This window comes from Anaerobacterium chartisolvens (genome assembly GCF_003337415.1).
Lineage (GTDB): Bacteria > Bacillota > Clostridia > Acetivibrionales > DSM-27016 > Anaerobacterium > Anaerobacterium chartisolvens.
In genome coordinates this window covers 89,091-104,941 of sequence record NZ_QPJT01000010.1, presented here as the reverse complement: position 1 = coordinate 104,941, position 15,851 = coordinate 89,091, and the positions used below count along the sequence as shown (strand labels likewise).

Sequence of the window (15,851 nt, the reverse complement as noted above, 5' to 3'; positions counted from 1 at the left end):
TCGCACAAAATTACCGATTGGCTGCTTTTACTGAGATGAGCCCTGCCCGGCTTCAGAATTAGCCTTTTTGTTGACGGCCTTTTCGAGTGCTTCAACATTTGAGAGAGCAATTTTTCCTTTTATGCTTATAAGCGCTCCGCTCTTTTCCTGTATCACCTTGTCGAGCTCAGATATGGAAAAGTCAAGCATGTTTGAATCAGACTGCTGCTCCTTATCAAGTGTGTTCTTGTACAGTGCCCAGGACGATTTTAAGCTGGCCATATCCTTTTGAACGGTTTGCCAGTCCGAGCTTATTGAGCAAAGCATTGCGTTTCTTATATAGTACCTTATCCTCTTTATTTCGGGGGACACGCTTGTTTTATACAAAGAGTATAGGTCAGGCACATGACGGTATAACGAGTTTGCAGCCAGCAGGGTTTTTGCGGAGTTATTTTCCAGTGCGGTGCCTGTGAGGTTGTTAAGGGCTTTGCTGAAATTGTCTACAAGTACGTTGTTTGCCCCTTTTTTCACCGCCATAGGCATATACCCGTTCCACTGATAGTGAAGGTTGTTTATTGTAGGGAAAATAGAGTCAAGGGGTTGCTTATCCTGTCCGCCTTCCTTTTTTTCGCCCTCCTTTTTTTGTCCATTGTCTTTTTTGGTATCCTCCTCCCCCGTCTTGCTTTTATCCGAGTCTTCGCTTTCCTCATCAGACGAACTTTTAGTATCGGAGGCTTCCCCAGAGCTGCCGCTTTCGCCGGAGGAGCTTTCCGTATCAGAGCCCTTCTCCTCCTTTTTTCCGCCTTCATCGCCTTTCTCCTGCTGTGTTTCTACGGCAGGACCGTTTAAATCCTTAATTATTTTTTCAATGCTTGCTTCAAGCTTTATTAATTGCTCAGGTATTTTATCGCCTTGCTCTGTACCCTCCATTTTCTGAGCCTTAGGATCGGAGCCTTCCGATTTCTGTCCGCAGCCTGTAAGGAGCAGGCTTAATACTGTCACAAATAAAGCAATCTTAAATGTATGGTGTTTTATCATAATCATAATTAATTATTACAGTTCTATACTGTCCTTTCTTCCGGTGCTATTAATTTTATACATGAATTTTATTATTATTATTATTTCATTAACTTCACATTATAATACCGGCGGGTGCCTTTATATAAAGTTGAAGTGTCTGACATAGCATGAAATAATTACATAAAGGAATTTAAAAAGCTTTGTCAAATTATAAACTAAAGAGGTTATACGCTTTTTTGGGTATATCCTTTAAATATTTTGTAGCTCGCTGTGCTATGTGAATTGAGGAGGCAGATGGATGTCTATTGCTGTTAGTTTATGCTCTGAGCAAAGAGGGGAAATAAGGAAATTCCTGGAAAGATATTATGATAAGCAAATTACTTTGGATGAGGATGTGGAACATTGGATATACGTATATCACAAGCCTGTCGATGCCATTGATATTATAAGCATTGCTGTCGACAACAGAGATAAGTACGACATTTCGGTTTGTGTGCAGATTGATGCGGAAGACCTTTATCCAGTAACCTTTGAAAATCATAATGACGTTATAAAGGGAATACTGTACTTGTATTACGAAGAATATAATAAAGTTATAGAGCCCGCATATTAAACAGACTGTATTAATTTGTGATATAATACTATTTTGGGGAGGCATTTTTCGATTTGTGAAGAATGTCTTCTAAATATATTGAAATACACAGGTGAAAAAATGAGAAGGACACACTTTATTTTGCTTGTAATAACGGTAATGATGGCTCTGCTTTCAGCCTACTCGCTTGGGGCAATAAATCAGGTGTATGGCATAGATTTTGAATGGTATTCGGAATATGAGGGCAGATTTGGCAGCATTAAAAGAGATACTGCTTATGACAAATGGACGCTGGATAACTATCCTGATGGAATGAAAATGGGAATTATTGCAAATGCAGGAGCCTATAAAGGCTTGGAAGAGCAGCTTGAGGAGGATTTAGCGGTCAGGCTTAAGGATAAAGTCTTAAGCACCGATTTCAATAAATACATATTGATGTATTGCACATTGGGAGAGGTTTATTTACCTGAATACAGAATAAAAATACTTGATATAGCCCAGAGGGGAAGCGTCATTGAAGTAAAGGTCAGTATGAACAGCCCGGATAAAAACGGAGATAGTTCTCCGGGCATAAAAAGGTATGTGCCGTATGACATAGTTTTGATAGAAAAATCATCATTTTTGTCCCGGGGCGGGCTTCATTTTATTTTCAAGACTCAAACAGGCAGGCAGCTTGCGGAAAAATATTGTGAAATCAGTTAAAGCCGCAGATTATGTGAAATATGTTAAGTAAAGCTTTATAAGCTGATTTTGTTGGTGTTTTGAAAGCACATAAAAACTTTTGTTATGGGGGCAAAGAATGAGAGGAAATTATTCCATATATCTTTTTTATTTGGGTATTCTTGTTGTTGTCTTTATTTTTATTGGGCTGCTGCTAAGGCTGAAAAAAAAATCATATGAAAAAAATAATGCTAATTTTTCTTCAAACCCTGAAAATTTTGGAAATGTAAGCGTGTTTTTTGACAGGCACAACAATGTTACGGTAATATCTTATGTTAAGGACATGTGCGGTATGGGGAGAGCAACAGGGAGTCCTATGTTCCTGAATATGCCGTATAATTCCTGCATTTTGGGGCAGTCAGTAAGAGCTGCCATGAGAAAATGTGAGGGAGGGGTGCCTTGCTCTGACACCAAGCTTATGGCGAATCTGGGCTTTAAGGGCTGGAGGGAGTTTTCTGACGGGAAGCGCAGCATATCGGTGAAGTATTGCAAAAGTACGGGTATAGTGCTAAATGCTACAAGGCGGAGTGAGGATGGAACATACCAGATGAATTATGCTGTCCCCGGCAGGGTTATTCCGGGCATCTGCACAGACGGGGAATTGGGAGAAGCCATTAAAAAGCTTATTGAGAAATGCACGGCATAATAGGCATTTGCTTTAAGTAGTTTTAATATATAGTTAAAAAATAGTAAAATATATAATAGTGATGTATATTTTTTACAAGCAGGTGTTGACATATCCGAATTATTCTTTTATAATTCATTTTGTACACTTAAACTTTTTAACATACTTTTACCTCCTTTATAGGGGAAGCGACTTATACAAAGGTCGCTTTTTTTTTGTTGTAATAGTTAACTTAAAAGGTGTATTATTATATTAAATGTAATTTATTAAAAATAAAATAGCTATTGACAAATTTCCATATTAATATATGATAGTATTGCTGATGTATTAAAATAAATACAAAAAAAGACAGGTCGCTTCAGTAAAGGTCTGTTAAAAAGAGACAGTGTACAGGGAAAATCCTCCTTAAAGAGTGCGTTAAGGAGGATTTTCCCATGCTTATATCGTATATCATAATATCAGGCGTTTTGATAGCGATTATTGGCAATAATATTTTTGTGTATATAGTTTAGATGCCATAATCATTGACGAGGTGTGTGTCATTTTATATAATATTTCTAATAAGTGGGAGGGAACTTTATGAAAATAACAAAAGAAACCATTGAACATGTTGCAAATCTTGCAAGGCTTAACCTTTCCGAGCAGGAAAAAGAAAAGCTTACTTTAGAAATGGCAAGCATTATTTCTTATGTTGATAAGTTAAATGAGCTTGATACTGAAGGTATTCAGCCTACCTCACACGTTCTGCCGGTGCAGAACGTTTTTAGAGAGGATATATGCAGCCAGTCGTTTGACAGGGATACGATCTTAAGTAATGCCCCGTCGAGTGAGGATGGCTGCTTTAAAGTGCCTAAGGTGGTTGAGTAGGCCTTTTTAAAGGGCTTCAATTTAGAAATAAAATTTATGATGTGCCTATAATGATTGGAGGAGATAGAGTGGAGTTATACCAACTTACAGCGCATGAGCTTGGACGGCTTATTAAAGACAGAAAAGCAAGTGCAGTGGAAATAACGGGATCGCTGCTGGACAGAATTGAAAAGCTTGATTCCAGTCTGGAGAGCTATATAACGGTTTGCAAGGAAGAATCATTGAAAAGGGCGCAGAGTGTTCAGGACAAGATTGACAGGGATGGGCCTGTCTCGCCCCTTGCCGGAATACCTATGGCTTTAAAGGATAATATATGCACTATGGGCATAAAGACTACCTGTGCGTCAAAAATGCTTGAGAATTTTGTACCCCCATACGATGCCACTGTTGTTAAAAAGCTTTATAATTCCGATGCAATACTTTTAGGCAAGCTTAACATGGACGAGTTTGCTATGGGCGGATCTACCGAGAATTCGTTTTTCAAGCAGACCAAAAACCCGTGGGATTTAGAAAGGGTGCCGGGAGGCTCCAGCGGAGGAGCTGCGGCATCGGTGGCGGCTCATGAGTCAATATTTTCTTTAGGCTCGGACACAGGGGGATCTATAAGGCAGCCTGCCTCGTTTTGCGGCACAGTGGGATTAAAGCCCACCTATGGAGCCGTTTCACGCTTTGGGCTGGTGGCGTTTGCGTCCTCTCTGGACCAGATAGGACCTTTGACAAAGGATATAACCGACTGCGCCTTGGTGCTTAATGCAATATGCGGTTATGACAGCATGGATTCCACTTCTGTCAAAACAGATTATCCCGATTACACAAAGGCTTTGGTGAATGATGTCAAGGGGATGAAAATAGGCATACCCAGAGATTATCTGGGGGAGGGCTTAAATCCCGATGTAAAAAGAGCTGTGCTTGATGCCGCTGAAACGTTCAGGAGGCTTGGAGCCGAGGTGGAGGAATTTCCCCTGCCCATAACCGAGTATGCAATTCCCGCGTATTACTTAATAGCCTGTGCCGAAGCCAGCTCTAATCTGGCAAGGTATGACGGAATAAAATACGGGTACAGGGCTGAAAAGTTCACCGATTTGCTTGACCTCTACAGGCAGACCAGAAGCGAAGGCTTTGGAAATGAGGTAAAAAGAAGGATAATGCTTGGCACGTATGCCTTGAGCTCAGGCTATTATGATGCGTACTACAAAAAGGCTCTTCAGGTTAAGACATTGATTAAAAAGGGCTTTGATGAGGCGTTTGAGAAATACGACATGGTTATTGGGCCCACATCTCCCACAACTGCTTTTAAAATAGGAGAAAAGGCTGAGAATCCTCTTGAGATGTACCTTGTGGATATATATACCGTATCGGTAAACATTGCGGGTCTGCCGGGGCTTGTAGTACCCTGCGGAAAGGACGCGAACGGTTTGCCCATAGGGCTTCAGATGATTGGCAAGCCATTTTCGGAGAGTACCCTGCTAAGAGCGGGATACACATTTGAACAAAACACTGAGTTTCATAAAAATAAAGCGGAGATTTGAGGTGAAACAGATGGAGTATGAAATAGTTATAGGGCTGGAGGTACATTCCGAGCTTGCTACCAAATCAAAAATATACTGCTCATGCACAACCGAGTTCGGAGGCGCCCCCAATACGCATTGCTGTCCCATATGCACGGGTATGCCGGGAGTGCTGCCGGTGCTTAACAAAAATGTCGTTGAATATGCCGTAAAGGCAGGGCTGGCAACCAATTGCACCATAGCCGGCTACAGCAAGCAGGACAGGAAAAATTACTTTTACCCTGACCTTCCCAAAGCATATCAGACGTCGCAGTACGATCTCCCTCTGTGCAAAGAGGGGCATATAGATATAAATGTTGACGGCAAAAGCAAAAGGATAGGAATAACAAGGATACACATAGAAGAGGATGCAGGAAAGCTGATACATGACGAATGGGAGACAGGTACTCTTGTGGATTATAACAGGTGCGGAGTGCCGTTAATTGAAATAGTAAGCGAGCCCGATATGAGATCCGCCGAGGAAGCCAGAGCTTTTTTGGAAAGCCTGAAGGCAATTTTGGAGTATACCGAGGTATCTGATTGCAAGATGCAGGAGGGCTCTTTAAGGGCCGATGTAAACCTTTCGGTAAGGCCTAAGGGGCAGAAGGAGTTTGGAACAAGGACTGAGATGAAGAACTTAAATTCCTTCAGGGCCATTATAAGAGCCATTGAAGCTGAATCCCAAAGGCAGATTGAAGAGATAGAATCTGGAGGCACTATAGTTCAGGAGACGAGAAGATGGGATGATACCAAGGGCATGAGCTACACTATGAGAAGCAAGGAGGAGGCTCACGACTATAGGTATTTCCCCGAGCCCGACCTTGTGCCTATAGTTTTGGAGGAGGAGTGGGTGCAAAAGGTGAAGGAATCCCTGCCCGAGCTTCCCGAGGCCAGAAAAAACAGGTATATTTCCCAATATGCGCTTCCTGAATATGATGCAGCCATAATAACCTCATCAAAGGTGCTTGCCGATTTTTTTGAAGCGGCGGTGAGCGAAAGCAGCAATTCAAAGGCTGTGAGCAACTGGATTATGGGAGATCTAATGAGGATTCTGAAGGACAAGGATATGGAGGTGCAGGATATTCCGTTCCCGGGACAGTATCTGGCTGCCATGATAGACATGATTGACAAGGGAAGCATAAGCGGCACCATAGCCAAAAAGGTTTTTGAAAAGATGTTCCAGACGGGAAAGGACCCCGAAAGCATCGTAAAGGAAGAGGGGCTTCAGGTAGTAAGCGACGAGGGTGCCTTAGTTTCCGTTGTCAGGAAAGTGCTTGAGGCAAATCCGCAGTCGGTATCCGACTATAGAAGCGGAAAGGAAAAAGCAATGGGCTTTCTTGTGGGACAGGCCATGAAGGAGACAAAGGGGAAGGCAAATCCTCAGATTATAAACAAGATACTGAGGGACGAGCTTAAGTAGGTGTGAAATAAAAAAGGAATTCTTAGGGCGAAGCTGCCTTAAGAATTCCTTTTTTGAAGCTTAATTTTTACCATCCGGTATTTGCACTGTAATTCCTGCCACCCGAATTCCTGCCAACGCCAAATCCAGAACTGTTAGACCTTCTCTGCTGCTTTTTTGCTTTTCTGCAGTCTCTGCATCTCTGTGGCTCGTTTTCAAATCCTTTTTCCTGATAGAAAGCTTGTTCTCCCTCTGTAAAGATAAATTCCGCTCCACAGTCTTTGCATACCAGAGTTTTGTCCGCCATATTAAATACCCTCCTTAAAAATTGGATTTAACTGATTTCTGGACTTTGACTCTCCAAACATGTTTAAGGAGGGCAAGTGTCTGAAAAACAAATTAAATCATTATAATATTATATATCATTAACTGATATGGAATTGATTATAACATAACATGTAAATAAATTCAAGAATTATTGGGGTTATTGCCCAATATAAATACATAATTTTACTTATTACATGCATAATTGTTCAAGCTATTCTGTCTTTATAGCCTCAAGCGCACTCAGCTTCATAGCCCTTCTTGCGGGATAAAATCCCGAGACTAAGCCTATAAGGACTGCAAAGCCCACCGAAGACAGTATAAGCCACAGCGGAATAACGGATATTTTTTCGGAAGGATCTCCCATATATATTCCCCCTGCCTCCATAAAGCCTCCCCCCACATAATTAAGAAGAGCAGACGCACCTACACTAAACGCTATTCCGGCAATTCCCCCCATAAGACCTATCATTCCCGCTTCAAAAAGGAACAAACGCCTTATGTCTCCGAGCATACAGCCCAACACCTTCATTACTCCAATTTCCCGCGTTCTCTCATATATTGACATAATCATGGTGTTGGTTATTCCCAGTGCCGCTATGAGAAGAGAAATTGCACCTATTCCTCCCAGCACCATTTGTATGGTTCTTGCCTGCTCCTGCATGGACTTTCTTATATCTGAAAGGCTGAAGGTTCCAAACCCCATTTGCTTTATTTTTTCCTGTACCGCGTCAACATCCTTTATCTCCTTAACCTTTACAAGAACTCTGTTATAGCTCTCCTGCTGCTGATGCGTATTCCTGCGCCTTTCCTGAGGGCTCCGGCTCCGCTCATATTCCTTCATCATCTTTTTAAGCTGGTTTATGTCCATATAAATGTTGTAATCCTTTTCATCATTGGATTGAGCCAGCAGTCCGGCAACTTTAATTTTGTAAAGCTTGGCAGGCTTGTTTTGAGAATTGTCGCCTGTTCCTCCCGGTGGCCTTTTTTCTCCATAGCTCATGTCAAAGGTAAGCTCCAGCTTATCATTCATAATGTCGACAGGAGGCTTTTCTTCACCTGAGCCTCCCATATAAAATCCTCTGAAGCTGTTCCCCGATTTGGGGTTGTAAAAATTGTAAGGGATGTTTACCCCAGCAACTATGGCATTGGCTTCTCCCTCCTGAAGAAGCCTTCCCTCCGACACCTTATAATCAAATGCGCTCATAACCCTTGTATCAATGCCTATAAGCTGGGTATAGGCAACGTATTTTCCCGACACCAGCTTAAGGTATGTTTCAAGCATAGGAGTGGCGGCCTCAACCCCCTCCATATTGGAAAACTGTGACACCGCCTTATCGTCTAACACAGAGGACTGGCTTGATCTCCCGCTTTCATTGTACATTCCATAGTTATTTACTTCAATTATATTAAGGCTTCCCATGCTTCTTATTTGCTTTTCAGAACGTTCATTCATGCCTATTCCAAGGGACAGCATAACTACTATTGCGGCCGTACCTATGACAACTCCAAGCACCGTGAGCAGCGTTCGGGCTTTCCTTCTATAAAGGTTTCTTAAACCCATACTGATTAGATCGAGGCTATTCATCCAGCATCAAATCCTTCCTTGCCTTGATTTTTCTGCGTATAATTACCGTTGCAATAATTATTCCCGCTAACAGAACAAGCCCTCCTGCGGCAAACAATATAAGCTTTAAGCGTCCGCCGTTAGCATCTTCAGGCTTCATGTTTTCAGGATTCATGCCTTCCATATCCGGCGGCGGGGGCATGTCCATTACATTCATTGTAAAATCCTTTCTTATTTCCATTGGCTTTCCTGAGGCATCCTCGAATGAGAAAATAATATTTCCCTTAGCCTCTCCGGCTGATGCAGCAACAACGGTTACATCGAACATATCGCTTTTTCCAGGCTCAAAGTTTCCTACAAAATAGGATGAGCCCTGTACCTGAAAGTCTCCCTCTGCTTTTATAATAAGGTTGTATAAAATAGATTTGCCCATATTGAAAAACTCTGCGGATATAGGCACAGGCTGATTTGCAAAGACTTCAGGGTATATGGAAATTTCCCCTGTAACCAAGCGGGGGGTTTGAATAACAGGTATGCTGATTATGTCCTTGGAGGTGTAAGGATTACCCTTGTCATCCTCATACTCATAATTGACGCTCAATACATATTGCTTTGATTCGGCATCGGATTTAGGTCGGAGAACAACATCTCTTTTAATTGTGCCTTTAGGAGATATGCTGTCTGCGAAAAAGGTATTGCTTGAATCAACGGGTGAAAATATACCGTCGTCGGAGGATATGGAAATTTTAACGTTTCCTATCGGGGTTTGCTTGCTTGTATTCATAAAGGACATGTCAAGCGTGAAATTTTCTCCTGCTATAATCTGTGACGGCTCAAAGCTGTATTTGTCTACAATTATTCTGGGCACCGATTTACCCTGCCCGTTATCGACATACACGCCGACATACTGCGAGACCGACTGCTTTACCTTTGTACCCGCCTGATCTATTTCATATTCCACATTGACTGCAACCGGATAGTTTTTTGTAACGGCATCCTGTGAGGCAAACATGGTAAAAACGAGCTTCTGTGACTCACCCTTTTTTAAGGAGGGCAAAATTTTTGTATCGGCGGATTTAGGAACTATATCCTTGTCTCCTGCCACGCTTACCTTGACATTCACTGCATCGGTGGTTCCCGAATTTAGTAAGTCAAAGGCTATTTGGAAGTCCTCCGAGGGCTTCACACTTCCCTCGGGGGAAGTAATGCCGCTTATTTCAACGTTTGCCCGCTCAGTACTGCCAAGAGAGTTTATGAAAAACTGGCTTTCCTCAGTATGTTCTGTATTGGACTCATCCTTATATTCAATTTTGGCTGTAAGGCCGTTGCTGCCGCCTTCCAGCTTTGGAGAGCATGAGAGGGAATAGGTGAGGACGGCCTCCTTTCCTCCGTTTATTCCGTCAATGTACCTTTTGTCGGTAGAACCTATAATGCTTATTCCGTCGTTTTTAAGCCCTGTAAGAGATACTCTTACATCCTTTGCAGGCGTATTCCCCTGATTGCGAAGGGTTATGTCAAGCTTGAAGGGGTTTCCCGGCTGAATGGAGGATGGATCGGTCACAACCGAATTCACAACAATTCTTGGGGATTTAAGAGCATTTCCTATTCTTACATATATAATTTGCTCTGAGGTGAAGGTATTTCCATAGGCATTTGCATACTGAAAGCTGAACTTTAAAGGGTAAACCTTTGCAACGGCATTGGGAGAAATATCAAAGCTGAAGGGGAATTCCCTCACCTCATTTGCCTTCATAGCTTCGGCATTGACCGAAAGGTTCATCTTATCCAGAGAAAGCAGCCCACCGCTGATGTCGTCTATAACGGGGGAAATCACTATGTTCTTTGCGGCATAGCTGCTGTTGTTTCTTACAGGAAGTGAAAAAGAAAGCTTTCCTCCCGCCCATCCCGTAGGAATGAGAGAATCGCCCGCAACAATAAGCTGAGGAGCGTATTTGGTTGTGTCGGAGGGATATGAGGGAGACGGCGAGGACGAGCCGCCGGATGATGCACCGCTTATAGCAATGAAATCACTCTGCTCGTACACTGTTGTGCCATCACCCCGGGTGTATTTAATAGTCAGAGGCAGCTTGGTATTGCTTCCTCCATCGTATTGTAAATAGAAAATCACCTCATCGGAGCTTCCCGGAGCCAGATCCTTTGACAGGAACTTTACAGAGCCGGAATCCACAGGTGAAAATGATGAACTGCTGTTAATTGCCACGGATATGTTCTTTAAGGTCTCTGTCGAATTTTTGTTGTTCAGCTTAAATGTCAGTCTGAATTTATCTCCCTCTCCTATATCATTAGAGGACGAGCTGCGCCCGGATATCTCAATGCCGGATATTGTGATATCCGGAGAAGTAATGCTTAAAGGATCATCCGCAAACACTACCTGTGAAGCTGTAATTTGAAATAAAATCGCAAAAATCATTAAAAAATTCAATATTCCTCTTTTCATAATTAACCCCTTTCAACCCCTGTAGGTGTAGTTATTTCTGTTTTTTCAATATTGCCGTCAAGTATATGTATAATCTTGTCGGCATATGCCGCTATGCTTATGTCGTGCGTGACAATTATAAGCGTCTGGCTGTTTTGCCGGGCCATTGCGGTAATAAGACCCATTACATCCTTGGTTGTTTTTGAATCTAAATTACCTGTCGGCTCATCTGCAAAAACAATCTCGGGCCTGCTCACAAAGGCCCTCGCTATTCCCACTCTTTGCTGCTGCCCTCCGCTCATCTGCGACGGCTTGCGCTTGAAATGAGAGCCCAGTCCGACTGCTTCCAGCATAGCTTTTGCCTTTTTATCCCTTATTGATCTCGGAACACCCTTGAAAGCTAAAGGCAGGCTGACATTTTCCAGTGCGGTCAGTGTGGGTAAGAGGTTATAGGATTGAAATACAAAGCCTATATAATTTTGTCTGAAGACGGCAAGCTTTTTTTCATTCAACTTCTCTACATATGTATCCTTTATCTGTATCTGGCCGCGGGTAGGCTTTTCAAGCCCTGCCATAAGGTTTAAAAGAGTGGACTTGCCTGAGCCGGACGTACCCAGAAGACAACACAGCTCTCCCTTTTCTATGGAAAGATCGACATTGTCCAGAGCTACAACCTTTTCATTTCCCACCCTGTATACCTTTCTTATTCCGCTAAGCTCAATTATGGCCTCCAAATTTATTACCCCCCGTTAATCATTTGTACAAATATAAATTGCTACCATTTAAAGACGAAAATAAACCTAAAAAGTTTCATTAAGGGAAATAAAAAAAAATACAGCGAACCTAAACGGCATATTTGTCAATATCGGCAAAAAAGACAGCCATAGAGGGTTCCTCAAATGGCTGCCGCTGCTTTTGATTTTTTATCCTGCATATATTGACAACTTACTGCTACAGCTTCTCTACATCAGCATAATCTATACCGAAGGTGTCAACAGTCACCCTTTTCATTTTCTGATCCTGCCGGGGCTTATCCCTGAAATCGGTATCTGCCGCAACAATTTTGTCTGCAAATTCAATGCCCTCTATTACCTTTCCGAATGCAGCGTACTGTCCGTTTAAATGAGGTGCGCTTTCAACCATTATAAAGAACTGTGAACCGGCTGAGTTTGGAGCCGCGGATCTCGCCATTGAAATTACGCCTTTTTCATGGAGCAGGTTGTTTTCAAAGTTATTGGCTGAAAATTCTCCCTTTATGCTGTAGCCGGGGCCGCCTGTACCGCTTCCGTTAGGGTCTCCTCCCTGAATCATGAAGCCGGGTATTACTCTGTGAAATATAAGACCGTCATAGAAGCCCTCTTTTATAAGGGAAATAAAATTATTTACGGTATTAGGAGCAATATCGGGATACAGCTCAACCTTTATAATATCTCCGTTTTCCATTTCAATTGATGCTATAGGATTTTGACTCAAAATAATCTTCCTTTCTTTAATTAATATGCTTTATACATATCTTTTTATTTTTTTGGTTGTGGTTTTTGCAAATTCCTCATGCCTTAAGGTTATATGCTTTACATGCTTATAGGACACCAGCCCTTTGTTGACTGCTTTTATATCACTTTGTATCATATTATATATATCCTCGTGAGACAAGGGATTTCCTTCAAAAGCCTCATTAATTTTATCCATGTCGGGAACCACAATGGCGGCTACTGTTAAATCTGCGGAATCGGAATCGTTTTTGCCGTAGACAATGGATTCCTTCACCAGAGGTATCCTGTTTATCAATGTCTCTATTTCCTCGGGGTATATGTTCTTACCGTTTTTGGTGACAATTACGTTTTTCTTACGCCCGGTAATATATAAAAAGCTTTCTTCGTCCATATAGCCGAGGTCTCCCGTATGAAACCACCCGTCGATTATGCCTTTGGGTGAGCCTGTCTGCTCGGTATCGTCAAAATACCCAAGCATCACACTGGGCCCCTTAACAACTATCTCTCCTACACCATCCTGTCCCTTGTTATCTATTCTTATCTGAAGATTGGGGAGAGGTATTCCGGCGGCGCTGTCATTAAAATCAACATCGCGGTTAAGTGCCGCTATAGGAGAGCATTCGGTAAGGCCATAGCCCTGTACAAACTGTATTCCCAATTCACGAAAGCCTTTTGCCACAATAGGGTCTATTGCCGCAGCTCCGCTTATAAATATCCTTACATTCCCTCCCAAGCTCATATGCACCTGCCTGAATAGCTTTTTAGTAATGTCGATACCAACCCTGCGGAGCAGGTTGCTTACTCTTATAGCAGCCTTGAGCTTTTTAACCAGCCCTTTGGTTTTTGATGCCTGATCCCATATGCGCTTGTATATCGCTTCAAAAATAAGGGGTACTCCAAGCATTACCGTTGCCTTTGACTCCTTGAGGTTTTTCGGTATGTGTCTGAGGCCCTCGCAAAAGGCTACGGTGGCGCCTCTGTACAATGGGCACAGAAAGCCGCAGGTGCATTCATAGGTATGGTGAATGGGCAGGACAGAAAGGAATATATCCTCCTGACCTATATAAAGCATAGAACACATTGCGGTAAGGTTTGAGGCTATATTTGAGTGCGACAGCATAACCGCCTTTGAAATATCTGTTGTGCCGGATGTAAACAGCAATATGTCGGGTGCCCCATTGTCAATTTCGGAGGAGGTAAAGCATGTGTCTCCCGAAGCAATAAGCTCGCAGCCCTTCTCAAGCAGCTTGGAAAGAGAGAGGAAGTTTTTGTTGTCCTCTGCCGCATCCATATCAATATAGTATTGACAGGCATAATTCATTTCCTCTATTTGCTTTCGGTAATTTCCCGAGAATATAATGGCACTGGACTTTGACCTTGAAATAAGGTTCTCTATTTCGTTAGACGGCAGCTCCTTGTCAAGAGGAACTATTGTGCCGGTTCCATTGATTGAGGCAAGGTATGAAACACACCATTCATAGCGGTTTTCACCTATCAGGGCTATTCTTTTCCCTTTGAGGCCCAGCTTTACAAGCATTGTCCCCAGGGCATCGACATCCTTCTTGAACTGAAGATAGCTTATGGGCTTATAATGCTCTTCCGCCTTGCTTTTTACCAGAAATGCAGGCTTGCTTCCGAAGGCTTTTGCGCTTCCTTCCAGCATTTCCTTGAGATTGGCTATTTGTCTTACATCATACAATGGAATATTTTTCATTTAAATATACTCCTCTTATGTTAATTAATACCATGTAACAGAATCCGCATCCGCATAAAAGATATTATATACAAAATTTGCTGTTATTAAAAGAGCGTAATATAAAACTTTCTTTGGCTGGAAACTGAACCTATGCAAAGCGGCTGAATATAATAGAATAAAATGCCTTTTAGGAGTTGAGAATATTGATTATACATATTGTACAATCCGGGGATACCGTTTGGCTTTTATCCCGGAAATACGGGGTGTCTGCAGAAAGAATCACCGCTATAAACGGTTTGCAGCAGCTTCCCAATCTGGTAGTGGGTCAGGCTTTGGTAATGCCGACTACAGAAAGACCATACACTGTTGCGGTCGGAGATTCTCTGTGGTCAATAGGCAGAAGGTTTAATATTCCGTACGGCAGCATTATAGAATTAAACAGGCTTGTGTACCCATATGTCATATATCCCGGAATGGTTCTTAGAATACCACAGCCTTACAAAAATTATGGGTATATAGAGGTTAACGCGTATATTGAGCCTACAACGGATGAGGCCGGGGCAAGGCGTGTAAATGAGGTGGGAAGGCATCTTACATATTTAAGCCCGTTCAGCTATCAGGTCAGCATGGACGGCACCTTAAACAGCATTAATGACAACGCTGCCATACAGGCTGCAAGGCAGTACAGAGTGGCCCCTTTAATGGTAATCACCAATTTCAGAGACGGAAATTTTGACAGTGACATTGCCCGCGCAATACTTAGAAGTGAAAGCATACAGGATTCCTTGATAAGGAATGTAACCGAGGTTATGAGGAATAAGGGCTATTACGGCATCAATATAGATTTTGAAAGGATACCGCCTGAGGACAGGGAGCTTTATAACAGCTTTTTAAGAAGGGTAACAAATGCACTTCATGCGCAAAACTTCTACGTTTCCACGGCACTTGCTCCCAAGACCTCCGACTACCAGACGGGTGTGTGGCATGGAGCACATGACTATAAGGCCCATGGAGAGATCGTCGATTTTGTAATTATAATGACGTATGAATGGGGGTGGTCGGGTGGGCCGCCGTATGCCGTTGCGCCTATAGACAAGGTGAGAGAGGTACTGGAATATGCTGTTTCCGTCATGCCGAGCAATAAAATCATGATGGGCATCCCTCTGTACGGCTATGACTGGAAGCTGCCGTATGTAGAGGGAGGGCCGTGGGCCAGGAGCATAAGCCCGGTATACGCCGTAGAGCTGGCGGCGAGATACAATCAAAGCATTCTGTATGACGTAAAAACCCAAGCTCCTCATTTTAACTATACCGATAATGACGGCACGAGGCATGAGGTATGGTTTGAGGATGCCAGAAGCATTGAGGCCAAGTTCAGACTTGCAAGCGAATTGGGCTTAAGAGGGGTGAGCTACTGGGTGCTTGGTATGGATTTCCCGCAAAATTGGTATGTCTTAGACAACATGTTTAATATAGTAAAATTAATAAGATGAATAAATTTGCGCAGTATAGGAATTTTATTTCATATAGTCCCTTGTACATCTAAATTACGAGTTAAATGGAATGAAAAATAAAATGGAACTGT

At 42.6% G+C, this 15,851-nt stretch carries 14 protein-coding genes; 7 read left to right on the top strand and 7 right to left on the bottom strand.

Going from position 1 to position 15,851, the window contains the following annotated elements:
• Nucleotides 1-27: 27 nt before the first annotated feature.
• Entirely contained in the window at nt 28-1,023 is a 996-nt protein-coding gene (locus DFR58_RS10240) for a hypothetical protein (RefSeq protein ID WP_114297752.1), read from the bottom strand.
• 274 nt (nt 1,024-1,297) lie between these two features.
• Here DFR58_RS10240 and DFR58_RS10235 point away from each other — a divergent pair, with 274 nt between their 5' ends.
• The 6 genes from DFR58_RS10235 to gatB all read left to right on the top strand — a co-directional run bounded on the left by DFR58_RS10235 (nt 1,298) and on the right by gatB (nt 6,770).
• The gene (locus DFR58_RS10235; protein WP_114297751.1) at nt 1,298-1,612 is read left to right on the top strand and encodes a hypothetical protein; all 315 of its coding nucleotides are present in this window, start codon (nt 1,298-1,300) and stop codon (nt 1,610-1,612) included.
• Between the two features lie 78 nt (nt 1,613-1,690).
• Nucleotides 1,691-2,293 carry a hypothetical protein gene (locus DFR58_RS10230; protein ID WP_207659211.1) on the top strand — a complete coding sequence of 201 codons (603 nt, stop codon included), beginning with the start codon at nt 1,691-1,693 and terminating at the stop codon, nt 2,291-2,293.
• A 97-nt stretch (nt 2,294-2,390) separates the two neighbouring features.
• Nucleotides 2,391-2,957: a hypothetical protein gene (locus DFR58_RS10225; protein WP_114297749.1), complete on the top strand. Its 567-nt coding sequence runs from the start codon at nt 2,391-2,393 to the stop codon at nt 2,955-2,957.
• A gap of 558 nt (nt 2,958-3,515) precedes the next feature.
• Nucleotides 3,516-3,803: an Asp-tRNA(Asn)/Glu-tRNA(Gln) amidotransferase subunit GatC gene (gene gatC, locus DFR58_RS10220; protein WP_114297748.1), complete on the top strand. Its 288-nt coding sequence runs from the start codon at nt 3,516-3,518 to the stop codon at nt 3,801-3,803.
• A 68-nt stretch (nt 3,804-3,871) separates the two neighbouring features.
• Nucleotides 3,872-5,332, top strand: coding sequence for an Asp-tRNA(Asn)/Glu-tRNA(Gln) amidotransferase subunit GatA (gatA, locus tag DFR58_RS10215; protein ID WP_114297747.1), 1,461 nt, complete (start codon nt 3,872-3,874; stop codon nt 5,330-5,332).
• A 10-nt stretch (nt 5,333-5,342) separates the two neighbouring features.
• Entirely contained in the window at nt 5,343-6,770 is a 1,428-nt protein-coding gene (gene gatB, locus DFR58_RS10210; RefSeq protein ID WP_114297811.1) for an Asp-tRNA(Asn)/Glu-tRNA(Gln) amidotransferase subunit GatB, read from the top strand.
• A gap of 67 nt (nt 6,771-6,837) precedes the next feature.
• Here the strand turns inward: gatB and DFR58_RS10205 are convergent, their stop codons facing one another.
• From DFR58_RS10205 to DFR58_RS10180, 6 genes are all read right to left on the bottom strand, one after another.
• Nucleotides 6,838-7,056 carry a zinc-ribbon domain-containing protein gene (locus DFR58_RS10205; RefSeq protein ID WP_114297746.1) on the bottom strand — a complete coding sequence of 73 codons (219 nt, stop codon included), beginning with the start codon at nt 7,054-7,056 and terminating at the stop codon, nt 6,838-6,840.
• Nucleotides 7,057-7,287: 231 nt separating this feature from the next.
• The gene (locus tag DFR58_RS10200; RefSeq protein ID WP_242987538.1) at nt 7,288-8,637 is read right to left on the bottom strand and encodes an ABC transporter permease; all 1,350 of its coding nucleotides are present in this window, start codon (nt 8,635-8,637) and stop codon (nt 7,288-7,290) included.
• Between the two features lie 16 nt (nt 8,638-8,653).
• Nucleotides 8,654-11,098, bottom strand: coding sequence for a COG1361 S-layer family protein (locus DFR58_RS10195; protein WP_114297744.1), 2,445 nt, complete (start codon nt 11,096-11,098; stop codon nt 8,654-8,656).
• 2 nt (nt 11,099-11,100) lie between these two features.
• Nucleotides 11,101-11,811 (bottom strand): ABC transporter ATP-binding protein, encoded by a 711-nt coding sequence (locus DFR58_RS10190; RefSeq protein WP_114297743.1) that lies wholly within the window; start codon nt 11,809-11,811, stop codon nt 11,101-11,103.
• Nucleotides 11,812-12,028: 217 nt separating this feature from the next.
• On the bottom strand, nt 12,029-12,520 hold the full coding sequence (locus DFR58_RS10185; RefSeq protein WP_207659214.1) for a peptidylprolyl isomerase: 492 nt from the start codon (nt 12,518-12,520) through the stop codon (nt 12,029-12,031).
• Between the two features lie 60 nt (nt 12,521-12,580).
• Nucleotides 12,581-14,284 carry an AMP-dependent synthetase/ligase gene (locus DFR58_RS10180; RefSeq protein ID WP_114297741.1) on the bottom strand — a complete coding sequence of 568 codons (1,704 nt, stop codon included), beginning with the start codon at nt 14,282-14,284 and terminating at the stop codon, nt 12,581-12,583.
• Between the two features lie 185 nt (nt 14,285-14,469).
• On the opposite strand from DFR58_RS10180, the gene DFR58_RS10175 reads away from it, so the two are divergent.
• Complete coding sequence (locus tag DFR58_RS10175) at nt 14,470-15,759, top strand: glycoside hydrolase family 18 protein (RefSeq protein ID WP_114297740.1); 1,290 nt, start codon at nt 14,470-14,472, stop codon at nt 15,757-15,759.
• Nucleotides 15,760-15,851 lie beyond the last annotated feature (92 nt).